This window comes from Sphingomonas sp. SDUR79 (genome assembly GCF_056821745.1).
Map to the genome: position 1 here is coordinate 2,827,501 of NZ_JBPDIN010000001.1, position 13,017 is coordinate 2,840,517.

General features: G+C 66.9%; 12 protein-coding genes (1 of these 12 only partly in view). 4 read left to right on the plus strand and 8 right to left on the minus strand.

Annotated features, from left to right (window positions below; translation table 11 throughout):
• Window positions 1-951, plus strand: the 3' portion of a protein-coding gene (locus ACRYLO_RS13855; protein WP_482660694.1) for a lipopolysaccharide biosynthesis protein. The gene continues 519 nt to the left of window position 1, outside the view; the window shows 951 of its 1,470 coding nt (coding positions 520-1,470); its start codon lies off the left edge, out of view; its stop codon occupies window positions 949-951.
• 49 nt (window positions 952-1,000) lie between these two features.
• Here ACRYLO_RS13855 and ACRYLO_RS13860 read toward each other — a convergent pair whose 3' ends face one another.
• On the minus strand, window positions 1,001-1,429 hold the full coding sequence (locus ACRYLO_RS13860) for a CBS domain-containing protein (protein WP_294018280.1): 429 nt from the start codon (window positions 1,427-1,429) through the stop codon (window positions 1,001-1,003).
• Between the two features lie 64 nt (window positions 1,430-1,493).
• On the opposite strand from ACRYLO_RS13860, the gene ACRYLO_RS13865 reads away from it, so the two are divergent.
• The gene (locus tag ACRYLO_RS13865; protein ID WP_482660695.1) at window positions 1,494-1,778 is read left to right on the plus strand and encodes a hypothetical protein; all 285 of its coding nucleotides are present in this window, start codon (window positions 1,494-1,496) and stop codon (window positions 1,776-1,778) included.
• Here ACRYLO_RS13865 and ACRYLO_RS13870 read toward each other — a convergent pair.
• From ACRYLO_RS13870 to hisS, 7 genes are all read right to left on the minus strand, one after another.
• Window positions 1,775-3,307: a DUF4139 domain-containing protein gene (locus ACRYLO_RS13870; RefSeq protein WP_482660696.1), complete on the minus strand. Its 1,533-nt coding sequence runs from the start codon at window positions 3,305-3,307 to the stop codon at window positions 1,775-1,777. The two genes, ACRYLO_RS13865 and ACRYLO_RS13870, sit on opposite strands and share 4 nt — an antisense overlap.
• Window positions 3,308-3,338: 31 nt before the next feature.
• Window positions 3,339-4,691, minus strand: a complete 1,353-nt coding sequence (locus ACRYLO_RS13875; protein ID WP_482660697.1) for a DUF4139 domain-containing protein — start codon at window positions 4,689-4,691, stop codon at window positions 3,339-3,341.
• Window positions 4,692-4,825: 134 nt separating this feature from the next.
• Window positions 4,826-5,644 (minus strand): DUF4167 domain-containing protein, encoded by an 819-nt coding sequence (locus tag ACRYLO_RS13880; RefSeq protein WP_482660698.1) that lies wholly within the window; start codon window positions 5,642-5,644, stop codon window positions 4,826-4,828.
• A 257-nt stretch (window positions 5,645-5,901) separates the two neighbouring features.
• Window positions 5,902-6,735, minus strand: coding sequence for a peptide chain release factor N(5)-glutamine methyltransferase (gene prmC, locus ACRYLO_RS13885; RefSeq protein ID WP_482660699.1), 834 nt, complete (start codon window positions 6,733-6,735; stop codon window positions 5,902-5,904).
• Between the two features lie 135 nt (window positions 6,736-6,870).
• Window positions 6,871-7,176, minus strand: a complete 306-nt coding sequence (locus ACRYLO_RS13890; RefSeq protein WP_482660700.1) for a hypothetical protein — start codon at window positions 7,174-7,176, stop codon at window positions 6,871-6,873.
• Window positions 7,173-8,246: a peptide chain release factor 1 gene (gene prfA / locus ACRYLO_RS13895; protein ID WP_482660701.1), complete on the minus strand. Its 1,074-nt coding sequence runs from the start codon at window positions 8,244-8,246 to the stop codon at window positions 7,173-7,175. Before prfA ends, ACRYLO_RS13890 begins: the two co-directional genes overlap by 4 nt.
• Complete coding sequence (gene hisS, locus ACRYLO_RS13900; RefSeq protein WP_482660702.1) at window positions 8,243-9,550, minus strand: histidine--tRNA ligase; 1,308 nt, start codon at window positions 9,548-9,550, stop codon at window positions 8,243-8,245. Before hisS ends, prfA begins: the two co-directional genes overlap by 4 nt.
• Window positions 9,551-9,633: 83 nt before the next feature.
• Between hisS and miaB the strand changes: the two genes are divergently transcribed.
• Together miaB and ACRYLO_RS13910 are read left to right on the plus strand one after the other, a co-directional pair.
• On the plus strand, window positions 9,634-10,953 hold the full coding sequence (gene miaB / locus ACRYLO_RS13905) for a tRNA (N6-isopentenyl adenosine(37)-C2)-methylthiotransferase MiaB (protein WP_482660703.1): 1,320 nt from the start codon (window positions 9,634-9,636) through the stop codon (window positions 10,951-10,953).
• 169 nt (window positions 10,954-11,122) lie between these two features.
• Complete coding sequence (locus ACRYLO_RS13910; RefSeq protein ID WP_482660704.1) at window positions 11,123-13,000, plus strand: M61 family metallopeptidase; 1,878 nt, start codon at window positions 11,123-11,125, stop codon at window positions 12,998-13,000.
• The last annotated feature ends 17 nt before the right edge of the window (window positions 13,001-13,017 follow it).

Below are 13,017 nucleotides of genomic sequence, written 5' to 3' on the forward strand. Positions count from 1 at the left end.
ACGGGTGCTTACGCTGGGCTGGGGGTGTGGACATTGGTGCTTGCGCCGATCGTGCTGTTTGGAACGCGCGCGATCGGCATGACCTGGGCCGCCGGGTCCCTGATGTGGCCCAGCTTCGATTTTCGCGGCGCCGGCGACATGGCGCGATTCGGCGGGCTGATCGCGACGGGCCAATTCTTCTGGTTCGTGCAGAGCCAGTCGGACGTGTTCATCGCGGGGCGGAGTTTCGACCCGCACTGGCTGGGCATCTATACTACCAGCCTGTTCCTCACCCAGATCCTGGTCCAGAAGTTCATCCCGGCGCTGAACGAGGTCGCCTTCTCCGCCTATGCGCGGATGCAGGATGATGCAGCGGGCAGCGCGACCGCCTTTGCGCGGTCGGTGCGACTCATCATGGTCGTCGCCATGCCCTTCTATCTCGGACTCGCCGTCACCGCCGATCCGCTGGTCCATGTCGCACTCGGCGAGAAATGGATCGAGGCCGCGCCGATCGTCCAGCTGCTCGCGCTCGCCATGCCGCTGATGACACTGCAGGTGTTGTTCGCCCCGGCGACCGATGCGCGCGGCCGCCCCGGCCTGGGCGCACAGATCGCCGCGATCGGCGCGCTGCTGCTCCCGGTCGCATTTCTGATCGGGGTCAAATGGGGGGTGACCGGCCTCGCCTGGTCATGGATCGCGGTGTGGCCGGTGTTCCTGCTGTTCACCGCATCGCGCAGTTTGCCCGCCATCGGCTTGGGGTGGGGCGCGTGGTTCGGCGCGATCCTCCCGCCGATCTCGGCTGCGGTCGGAATGGCACTGGTTGTCGCGCTGATCGACCGGCTGCTCCCGCCGCTCGCACCCCTGCCCCATCTGCTGCTGCTCACCGGAGCCGGGGCAGTGATCTATGGCGCATGGCTATGGCTCTTCGCGCGCGCGACGGTCGAGGATGCGATCGCGATGATTCGCAGATAGCTTGGACAGCTACGCTGACACGGTGCCGGCACCGCAATCCCAAACGGCATCACGCCGTCTGGATATAGGCCCGCATCTGCTCTGCCTCGGCCTCGATCTTCTCGATCCGGTATTTGACCAGATCGCCGATCGATACGAAGCCGAGCAGCGCACCGCCCTCCACCACCGGAAGATGCCGGATTCGCCGGGCAGTCATCAGCGAGAGGGCACCCAGCACCGATTCGTCGCGCGTCACTGTGATCGCCGGGGCCGTCATCACCATCCGCACCGACGTATCCAGCGCCGCCGGCCCATCGCGCTTCAGACAGTGAATCACATCGCGTTCGGAAAAGATGCCGGCCACCACACCGCCTTCGACAACCGGCACCGCGCCGATGCGCTTTTCGGCGAGCAGGGCAACCGCCTCACGCACGGTCGCGTCGCCGCCGATGGTTGTGACATCCCGCCCCTTGGTGCCGAGGATTGCTGCGATAGTCATCGCCAGTCTCCTTCATCTCGTTAGGCGGTTGAGACTCCCACGTTTCGTCCCCAAATGAAAGGGTATGGAACCGAACCTCGACAATCCCGATTATGCCCGCCTCGCCTGGCACCGCTACCGCCGCATTTTCGGCTTTGTCGCGGTGCTGTCGCTGACCTCCGCGATCGTCGCGGTGGTCGCACTCTATATCGCCATTGGGGAGTTCCAGCTGCACGCGTCGATCGCGATGGCGATCGGGGTGGGGCTGTCGATCCTGCTCGGCGGGGCGCTGATGGGGCTGGTGTTCCTCAGCTCCGGCACCGGCCATGACGAACGCTCGCGCGACGCGACGGAGCGTAAGCGGGACTAACGCCGCTGCGGCGGGGGCAGCTGGACCTTATAGGTGAGGGTCCGCGATCCATTCGCGGGCACTGTCACCGCCCACAGATTGCGGCCATCCTTCTTGCCCAGCTTCACGCTCGACCCGCGCATCAATGGCGGGTCGATGTCGAATTCGCCTTCGAACTGCACCGGGAAAGGGTTGGCGTTGCGCACGATCAGCTCGAACGCATAAAGCCGCGGCTTGGGCTGTTGCTGCTTTAGCTCAAGCGTAACACTGGCGGTCGCGGGGAATTTGACCTCGACCTCCTCACCCACCGCTTTGTCGTCGGTGCTCGATTCGTCGATCAACAGCGACCGCTCGCCCTGCCGCTCGAACAGCGCGACCGGCCCCGCGGGAAGCGGCAGGCCCAGCCCGTCGCTCTCCTTGTTCTGCGCCCGCAGCATGATTTGCGGCTGCTCGGCACCGCCGAATCCGATGTCGGACGCGTAGACGATGCGCACCGGCACCGCGTCCTTGGCCAGCATCGCCACCTGCTTCTGCGCCTTGCCCGCGACGGTCGTGCGGTCGGGGATGCGATAGGCCTTGAGGTCCCCCAGATTTTCCTGAACCGCCATTCGCACCCGCGCGCCCGTCACGACGATTTCCTCACGCGCCATCGGCGCGGCCATCGCCACGGGCGGCGGTGGTGGCGCAGGGGGTGGGGGCGGTGGGGGCGGCGGGATTCCGCCTCCTCCTTCAGGCAGATAGCATTGGAACTCGAAGCTCTCGACCGTCTCGAACGGATTGCGCGTGCGCCCGGTCGTGCGGTTGATCTTGCCCGCCACGACCATCGTCTCGGCATCGACAAAGCTGGTCATGTCGGTACTTGCCAGCGTCACCCAGGCGAAGAGGTCCGCCGTGCGCAACCCGGCGGCCGTGCCCCCACCGTCGCGCAACGTCGCAACATAGTTGGCCTGCCAGTCAAACCCCCAAGCGAGGTAGGACAACGTGATTGTCGCGGTCCCACCCTGCGGCGAGTCGGTCTCGACCGACAACGTCGGCTTGGCCGACAACCCCTCGGGCACGCCGTCATAGGCGATGGCATCCTCGGTCGGTCCGCAGTTCAGCACCTCGATCCCGCGCTCGGTCTCGACGATCGCCGCGCCGGCCGGGCCGGAGCGGATGATCGCCCGCTCCTGGACGGTCTTGCCATCGCGGGTCCGGCGCAGCATCACCGGCCGGGCAAAGCCGCGGCGATAGAGGCTGGCGGCCGAGAGCAGATCGCCGTCGAGATTTTTCTCACGCACCCCGGCGGGCAGGCCGGTGACGATCGCGCTTTCGGGCAAGATGCCGGACGCCACTCCCTCAAACCGGATTACCGCGCGCCCGGCAGGGATCGTCACGGTCCGCGTCTCGGTAATCAGCGCATAGCCGCCAAGCCAGCCCAGATCGATCTTCACATCAGCGCCGCGATTCGGCGCGCGATAGATGGTGACGCCGACCGCATCGGGTCCGGCGGAAGTCTGCACGCTCTGCGCCCACGCCCCGCCTGTCCCGGCAAGCGCGGTCGCGATCAACAGCAGAGCGGGCAGCCGCACCGGCCGCGACTCAATAACGCGTTTCGAAGGTCGCGGTCAGCGTCGCCTCGCCATTGGCGGGCACGCTCACCTTCCACAGCGCCTCATCGGCGTTGATCCGTTCGCTCACCTGCGTCTCGTTCAGGATTTTCGTATCTTTCCACCAGCTGTCGAGTCCGCCCTGCGACAGTTCGACAACGACCGCATCAGGCCGCGCGTTGGTCAGCGTATAGACCATCGTCGTGCGCCACTTGTTCGACCCGGCACGCTCGCGCGTCTGGACCACCGACTTGACCTTCACGTCGAACGCCTCGCCGGTCTTGATCGCCAGCCGTGATCCCATCGGGGTGTGCGGGATCGCATTCTCGCCGATGAACTGCGGCGCACCGCGCGCGTCGCGCATATAGATGCGCACCGTTCCGGCGGGCAGCGCGTCGCCCAGCCCGCCTTCCTTCGAGGACGAGAAGCGCAGCACCGTGTCGACGCTGCGCGCCTGATCCTGCCGCCCGAGCCAAGGGTTGCGATAGGCATAGGCCTTTGCCGCCGGCGCACCCGCGACATCGAGGAAGCTGACCTGCTTTTGCTGGCGCTGGGCGATCGTGGTGCGGCCCGGGATCGGATAGACATAGAAGTCGCCGATCCGCTCACGGCCCGCAGTCTCGGTGCCCGGCACCATCACCGACCCCATGCCGCGCCCGCCGCCGCCGACTGCACCGGCGACCAGCAGCGTGTTGGCATTGCTATAGGTGACGCCGCTATTGTTGGTCAGCGTCAGCCAGCCCTGAACGTCGATCTTGCCCGCCTTTTCATCGAACAGCGCGACATAGTCGGACTTCCAGCCCATCCCATAGGTCAGGTAGCTGAGCGTCACTGGCCGCGCGCCCGCCGCATCGGCGTCGAGTGTCACCGACAGCGTCGGCCGCGCGCGCAAGCTGGGGGGCAGCGACGGGAAGATCACCCGGTCGTCCTTGCCCAGCACCTCGATCCGCCCGCCGATCTCGACCACGGTGCCGTCATTATAGGCGAGCACCTTGGCCGGCAGGCTCTGCCCGCCGCGCACCACGGTGACGGTCTGGCCGACCGCCTTTTCCATCAGCGCTTCGGGGGTCAGCAGGTCGAAGTCGAAATTCTGCTCGACGATCGTCGCGCCGGGCGCACCGATCGTCACCGTCTCCGGTCGGATCTGCGCCGACACATCGGGGAAATCCTGCTTCGACTTGCCCGCAGGCAGGCGCAGCTCGCGCTTGTCCTGCACCAGCGCCAGATTGTTGTTGTAGATGGTGACCGCGACGTCACCTTGCGCGGTTTGCGCAAAGGCGGGCATCGCCAGCATCGTTCCGGAAAGTGCGGCTCCGGCCGCAAGCGCCAACGTGATCCGCCGCATCGCATCCCCTTTCGATCTGGTTGCGGCACCATCGTCAACGGGCGCGGGATGTCAACGGTCAAGGCCGGTGAAAACGAAAAGGCCGATCCGTAAGTCACGGACCGGCCTTTGTTTTTCGTCGAAGCGAACCGCGCTTATTCGGCTGCGGCCGGTTCGCCCTCGTCCTTCTTCACGCGGCGGCGGCGCGGCTTGACCTCGACCACCTCGCCCTCGACGCCCAGCGCGGGGGGAAGCACTGCGGCGATTTCGGCACCATGGCCCGAATCGCTGCTCGCTTCGTCACGGCGCGGACGCCCACGGCGCGCGCGGCGACCATCCTCGGCCGGTGCTTCGTCCTCGTTCGCAGCGACCGGCGCCGCTTCGCCCTCAACGCCACGCGGCTGACGCTCACGGCGCGCATCGCGGTCACGGTTGCGGCCGTCGCGGTCGCGTCCGTCACGATCACGCGGTGCGTTATCGCGGGGGGCCTGATCGCGGGGCGCATGCTCACGCGGAGCCTGATCGCGGTCGCGGCTGGGGCGGCGGTCGTTCCGCTCCCCGCGCTCGGCACGCTCATTGCGGGCCGGACGATCGGACTGCTCGTCGCCCTCGTCGGCAAAGTCGCCGTCCTGGCCGCGATTGCCGTCCTCGCCGTCGAACTCGTCCTCGTCGCCGTCGAACTCGTCGCGCTGGCGGCGCTGTTGCGGATTCTGATCCTCGAAGCGCGAGCGCGTCTCGGCCAGTACGCGGAAATAATGATCGGCAAACTGAAGGTAATATTCGGTATTCACCCGGTCGCCCGCCATTTGCGCGTCGCGAGCCAGGTTCTTGTATTTCTCAAGCAGCTGCGCGGCATTGCCGCGTGCGCGATTGTCGATGCGGTTGCCCGAATTGGGGTTGTTGCCGCCGCCCTGCTGGCGCTGGCCACCACGGCCGCGACGGCGACCGTTGTTCGCCTGACGATTGTTGATCAACGTCTGTGTGTCCTGTCCTTACTCAATCCGCCATCGGTCAAACAGCGATCCCGGATGCGTGTTACACCGCACGCCGTCACGGTCCATCGGACCGAAACGGCTCCCGCATGGCTGCCGGACAATCAGCAGCGCGCATGCCTTGATTTGGGTCGGCTAACCTTTTCAACGATTTAGGTTGCTGGTGCCTGCCCCGGGCTCATCCTTAGCCCGCGCGGCAATAATCTCCAAGCCTTATATTGGTGCGACGCACCGATAGTTCAACTTCGCGGCATTTTTGCCGCGATCGCGCGCGGGCGCCCACCCAGATCGTGGTGAAGCACCGGATCGAGCCCCGCACCACGCATCAGCGCCGACACGGCTTCGCCCTGCGTCCAGCCGATCTCCAGCACCGCGATGCCGCCCGGCGCGAGCAACCGGGGCAGGTCGGGAATGATGCGGCGGTAATCGTCGAGGCCGTCGGCTCCGGCGTACAGCGCAGCGGGCGGCTCATGGTCGCGCACCTCCGGACCGAGCTCCTCGGCGATGCCGATATAGGGCGGGTTACACAGGATCAGGTCGAACTGGCCGGCGAGGCCGGTCGCCCAGTCGCCAGGTTTGAATACCGCCCTGTCGGCCATCTCCAGCGTCGCGGCATTGCGCCGGGCATAGGCCAGCGCTGCTTCTGAGGCATCCACGCCAAGGCCATGCGCTTGCGGCCACTCCGCCAGCGCCGCCAGCAACAACGTCCCCGGCCCGGTCCCCAGGTCCAGCACACGAAGCGGCGTATCGCGATCCGGGAAATGCGCCACCGCCGCCTCGATCAGCGTCTCGCTGTCGGCACGCGGCACCAGCACGCCGGGACCGACGCCGATCTCGACGCTCCAGAACCCCCGCGATCCCATGATGTACGCGACCGGCTCGTGGTTCGTGCGGCGCGCGACCAACGCGTCGAAGCTGGCCGGAGCGGGGTCGCCCAGATGCTTCAGCAGCAAATCCTGATGCGAAACCCCCAGGGCATGCGCCATCAGCAACTCGGCATCGAGCCGCGGGGTCGCCGATGCAATGCGCGCAGCCGCATCGGCAATCGCCACGCGGACAGTCTCCGCGCTCACCTCACCACCCTCGTCACCCCGGACTTGTTCCAGGGTCCACCGAACGTCGAGGCGCGAAGCAAGGGGCTCGAACGTCGGAAGCGCGGCACCGTGGACCCCGGCACAAGGCCGGGGTGACGGGTTTTGAAAAGCCGCTCATTTATAGCCATGGCCATAGGCCCAAAACAGCACCTTCCCGGCACGCTCATCGACATCAGCATATCGCGCTCTGATCGCGCGCGTTGCCGCCTCCGATGCCTGATCCAGCGAATGCCGCCGCCAATCGGGCTTTATCGCATCTAGCTCGGCCAACACACAAAGCATCGGCACTTCGATCTCCTGCGCCCGCACCAGCCCAAGCGCCGCGACGACCGCATCCCAGTGATTTCCGGGCCAGGGATGCACGCGATACCCAAGATACGCCTCAAGCGCGACGCTCAGGTCGGGCCGTGCCTCATTCACGAATCCAGCGCCGCCAGCCGCTCCGCCTCATCCTCGGACACCAGCGCGCCGATCAGTTCGTCCATCTCGCCCTCGAGAATCTCGGGCAGGCGGTGCAGCGTCAAATTGATCCGATGGTCGGTCACCCGCCCCTGCGGGAAGTTGTACGTGCGAATCCGCTCCGACCGGTCGCCCGATCCGACCATCGACTTGCGCGCGCCCGATCGCTCGCTCGCCAGCCGCTCGCGCTCCAGCTCGTACAGCCGCGTGCGCAGCACCTGCATCGCCTTGTCGCGGTTCTTGTGCTGGCTGCGCTGGTCCTGCTGGATGACGACAAGGCCCGTCGGAACATGCGTCAACCGCACCGCCGAATCGGTCGTGTTGACGTGCTGCCCGCCCGCGCCGCTCGCGCGATAGATATCGATGCGCAGATCCTCGTTGCGGATTTCGACATCGACCTCTTCGGCTTCGGGCAGCACCGCGACGGTCGCGGCGCTGGTGTGGATGCGCCCGCCGCTCTCGGTCACCGGCACGCGCTGGACGCGGTGCACGCCGCTTTCGAACTTCAGCTTGGCGAACACGCCCTTGCCCGCGACGCTGGCGACGACTTCCTTGTAACCCCCGGCTTCGGACGTGCTGGCGGAGATCAGCTCGACCTTCCACCCCTGCCGCTCGGCATAGCGGGTGTACATGCGCAGCAGGTCGCCAGCGAACAGCCCCGCTTCGTCCCCGCCGGTCCCGGCGCGGATTTCCAGCATCGCCGCGCGCTCGTCCGCCGCGTCGCGCGGCAACAGCGCCAGCGCGAGGGCGTGGTCGGCCTGCGCCAGCGCCGCCTCGTTCGCGCGCAATTCCTCGCCCGCCATCGCGCGCAGCTCGGCATCGGCGTCGCGCGTCATCGCCGCCAGGCTCACCGCCTCGGCGCGCAGCCGCCGCACCTCACCCGCCGCCGCCGCGACCGGCTCCAGCTCGGCATATTCCTTGGACACCGCGACGAATCGGTCCGACGGCAGGTCGCCGGTCGCCATCATCGCCGACAGCTCATCCCGCCGCGCCTCGATCTGCGCGATCCGCTCGGGGGAGATGCGGGTCATGGGGTGCGACCGATGCCGTCAAGACCGCCTGCCAAAACGCGCAGATAATCCCACCCCGTCTTACCCTCGGCGGCTTTGAGGTCACTCAGCTTACGTTTCACCTGTGTCCCGGTGCGAAGGCTGCGCACGACGAGTTCTTCAGCGGCCAGTTCATCCTCACCCACGATGACGGCGAAACGCGTTCCAGCCGCGTCAGCGCGCTGCATCCGCTTCTTGAGATTGCCCCGAAACGCCATGTCGCAAATCTGGCCGCCACGCCGGAAGCGCGCCACCAACGCGGTGCAAAGCTGTTCGGCGTCGGCTCCGACGGGAATGACCGTGATGAGTGGAGTCTGAACTCCCGGCTCCGCCAGCAACATCCCCAACCGCTCGATCCCGGCGGCCCAGCCCACGCCCGGCGTCTCCGGCCCGCCCAGATTACCGATCAGTCCGTCATAGCGCCCGCCGGCCAGCACCGTGCCCTGCGCACCCAGTCGGTCGGTGACAAACTCGAACGCGGTGTGCCGGTAATAGTCGAGCCCGCGCACCAGCCGCGCATTGCGCGTCCACGCGACGCCCGCCGCGTCCAGCCCGCTGGTCACCGCGTCGAAAAACGCCCGCGCTTCATCGGTCAGATAGGCATCGATATCCGGCGCCGAATCCGCAATCGGCCGGTCGCGCGGGTCTTTCGAATCGAGAATCCGCATCGGATTCTTCTCGAGCCGAGTCAGGCTGTCCTCGCTCAACTCGCCACGATGCGCCTCGAAATGCGCGACCAGCGCCGCGCGCCACGCCTCACGCGTTTCCGCATCGCCTAGCGTGTTGAGCTGCAGCGTCACGCCCTCGGCGATTCCCAGCTCCTTGAGCAGCTGGTCGGCCATCGTCAGCAGCTCGACATCGGCCTGCGGTTCCGCAGCGCCGATGATCTCGGCGTCGATCTGGTGGAACTGGCGATACCGCCCCTTTTGCGGGCGTTCGTAGCGGAACACCGGGCCATGCGTGGTCAGCTTGAGCGGCGCATATTGCTGCCACCCCTCGGTAATGTACGCGCGGCAGATTCCCGCAGTGAACTCCGGCCGCAGCGTCAGCAGCTCGTCGCCACGATCGGGGAAGGTGTACATTTCCTTCGACACCACATCCGACGTCTCGCCCATCGAGCGCGCGAACACCGCGGTGGATTCGAACACCGGCACCTGCACCTGTTGGAAGCAATAGAGCCGCCGCACATGTTCGAACGCCTCGACCACACGGGCGAAGCGGCGCTGTTCGTCGCCAAAGATGTCCTGCGTGCCACGCACGCGGCGGGGGGTTTCGATCCGTGCCATTTGGGGCGGCTATCTATTGGCAGCGCGGGCGGAACGCCAGAGGCGGTTTCGCGGCCCCCGCCAATCCACTATAGGCCCGCGCCATGACCTCCACCCCCAAGACCTATCACGTCAAATCCTTCGGCTGTCAGATGAACGTCTATGACGGCGAGCGCATGGCCGAGCTGATGGCGGCGCAAGGCATGACCGCCGCTGCGGATGCCGACAGCGCCGATCTGGTCGTCCTCAACACCTGTCACATCCGCGAAAAGGCGACCGAGAAAGTCTATTCGGACATCGGCCGGTTGCGGAAAAACGCCCGCCTTGCCGACCGCGCCAATCCGATGATCGCCGTCGCCGGCTGCGTCGCGCAGGCCGAGGGGGAGGAGATTGCGAACCGCGCCAAGGTCGACATCGTCGTCGGGCCACAGGCTTACCACAACCTGCCCGACCTCGTCGCCCAGGCATCGGCGCAGGGCCGCGCGATCGACACCGACATGCCCGCCATCGCCAAGTTCGGCGCGCTCCCCGCCCGCCGCAAGACCGGCCCGACCGCGTTCCTGACAGTGCAGGAAGGGTGCGACAAATTCTGCACCTATTGCGTCGTCCCCTACACGCGCGGTGCCGAGGTCAGCCGGCCGTTCGCCGCGATCGTCGACGAAGCCAAATCGCTGGTCGACGCTGGCGCGCGCGAGATCACCCTGCTCGGCCAGAACGTCAATGCGTGGGACGATGCCGAGGGCACCGGCCTGCACGGCCTGCACGGCCTGATCGCCGCGCTCGACAAGATCGATGGGCTGGCGCGCATCCGCTATACCACCAGCCATCCCAACGACATGAAGGAAGGCCTGATCCGCGCGCATGCGGAGGTCGAAAAGCTGATGCCCTTCCTCCATTTGCCGGTGCAGGCAGGCAATGACCGCATTCTGAAAGCGATGAACCGCAGCCACAGCCGCGATTCGTACTTGGCGATCCTCGACCGCGTCCGCGCCGCCCGGCCGGACATCGCGCTGTCGGGCGACTTCATCGTCGGCTTCCCCGGCGAGACCGAACAGGAGTTCCGCGATACGCTCAGCCTCGTCGACGCGGTCGGCTATGCCCAGTGTTTCAGCTTCAAATATAGCCCCCGCCCCGGCACCCCGGCGGCGGATATGGACGGCGCGATTCCCGAAGACGTGATGGACGACCGCCTCCAGCGCCTGCAGGCCGCGCTCAACCGCGATCAGGCCGCGTTCAACGCCGCCAGCGTCGGCAAGACCTGCGACGTCCTCATCGAACGCGCCGGCCGCCACCCCGGCCAGCTGCTCGGCAAATCACCCTGGCTGCAATCGGTCCATTTGATGACCGACGCGGCGATCGGCGACCTGGTGCAGGTGCGGATCGACAGCGCCGGCCCGAACTCGCTGGCGGGGGTGGCGGTCTGACCCTTATCGTCACCCCGGCCTTGTGCCGGGGTCCACCGGGAGGTGAGGCGCGGAGCAAGAGGCTCGATCGCCGGAAGCGCGGCACCGTGGACCCCGGCACAAGGCCGGGGTGACAAGCTCTTAGCCGCCCCATCTGGACAGCCCCGGCCCACTCCGCCACGTTCCGCCGATGAACCTGACCTCGACCGCGCGCCTGTTCGCGCTCGCCACCCCGTTCCTCCTCGCCACCACCGCACTGGCACAGCAGGCCAAGGACCCCGGCCCGAACGCGCCGGTCTCCTATGAGCTCAGCTTCGACAATGCCGCGCAGCGCGAGGCGCGGATCGCGGTCACCTATCGCGATCTCAAGCCCGGCGCGGTCGAGTTCCGCATGGCCCGCTCCTCCCCCGGCCGCTACGCAATCCATGAATTCGCCAAGAACGTCTATTCGGTCTCGGCCAAGGACAGCGCGGGCCGCGACCTCAGGATCGACCGCAGCGACCCGTACAGCTGGCGCGTCAGCGGGCATGACGGCACCGTCACCTTTGCCTACACGCTGTACGGCGACCGCGGCGACGGCACCTATAGCCAGATCGACCAGACCCACGCGCACCTCAACATGCCCGCAACGCTGATCTGGGCGGCGGGCTATGACGAACGGTCGATCCGCGTCACCTTCCGCCCCGCCGACCCCAAATGGAAGATCGCGACCCAGCTCGCGCCGGTCAGCGGCAGCGCCACGACCTTCTGGGCGCCGCATCTTCAATATCTGCTCGACAGCCCGACCGAGCTGTCCGACCATCATTTGCGCGAATGGACGATCACTTCGGGCGGCAAGACCCAGACGATCCGCCTCGCCGTGCACAGCGCCGACACGCCGGAAACGGTCGACGCCTATGCGGAAAAGGCCAAGAAGGTGGTGGCCGAACAGATTCGCATCTTCGGCAACGCGCCCGACTTCGATTTCGGCACCTACACTTTCATCGCCGATTATGTGCCGCAGATCAGCGGCGACGGGATGGAGCATCGCAACTCGACGATCATCAGCCAGCCGCGCACGCTGGCCGCAGGCAAGTTCGCCCAGCTCGGCACGCTGAGCCACGAATTCATCCACGCCTGGAATGTCGAGCGGCTGCGTCCGGCCGAGTTGGAACCGTTCGACTTCACCCAGGCCGATCCGACACCGTCCTTGTGGTTCGCCGAGGGCTTCACGCAATATTACGGCCCGCTGGCGATCCGCCGCGCGGGTGAAATGCCGCTCGACGCCTATCTCGCCAGCCTAGGCGGGACGCTCGACTTCATCGTCAACAACTCGGCGCGCCGCTACGGCTCGCCACAGGAGATGAGCCTGCGCGCGCCGTTCGTCGATGCCGCCGCGTCGATCGACCCGGTGAATGAGCGGATTTTCGCGTCTTATTATCCCTATGGAGCAGTCGTCGCGCTCGCACTCGACCTGACGCTGCGCCAGCGCTTCGGCAGCGATCTCGACGCCTATATGCGCCATCTCTGGAAACGGCATGGTCAGGCGCAGCAGGGCTTCGCGCCGGTCAAACCCTATACCCCCGCCGATCTGGAGGCGGGCCTTGCCGAACTGACCCGCGATCCGGCCTTCGCGAAGCAGTTCTTCGACGCTTATGTCCGCGGCAGCGACCTGCCCGATTTCGCGCCGTTGCTGGCCCAGGCCGGGCTGGTGCTGCGCCCGGCGGATGCGAGCCGCGCATGGATCGGGGCGACCAATGTCAACGGCGGCGGCGACACGCCCGTCAGCCTCGGCGAAATCCCGGTCCCCGGCAGTCCACTTTACGCCGCCGGCCTGACGCGCGGCGACACCATCACCGCGCTCGACGGCAAGGGAATCGCCACCCCCGCCGACTTCCGCACCGCGCTCGCCGCGCTCAAACCGGGCCAGCCCGCCGCGATCACCTTTGCCACCCGCGCCGGTCCGGCCAGCGCGACGATCACGCCGGTCGCCGACCCGAAGCTGGCGATCGTCACGCTGGAAAAGGCCGGCGGGGAGCCGACAGAGGCGCAGCGGGCCTTTCGCCGCGCCTGGCTCGGCACGGACTGAACGCGCCACTGTTGCCC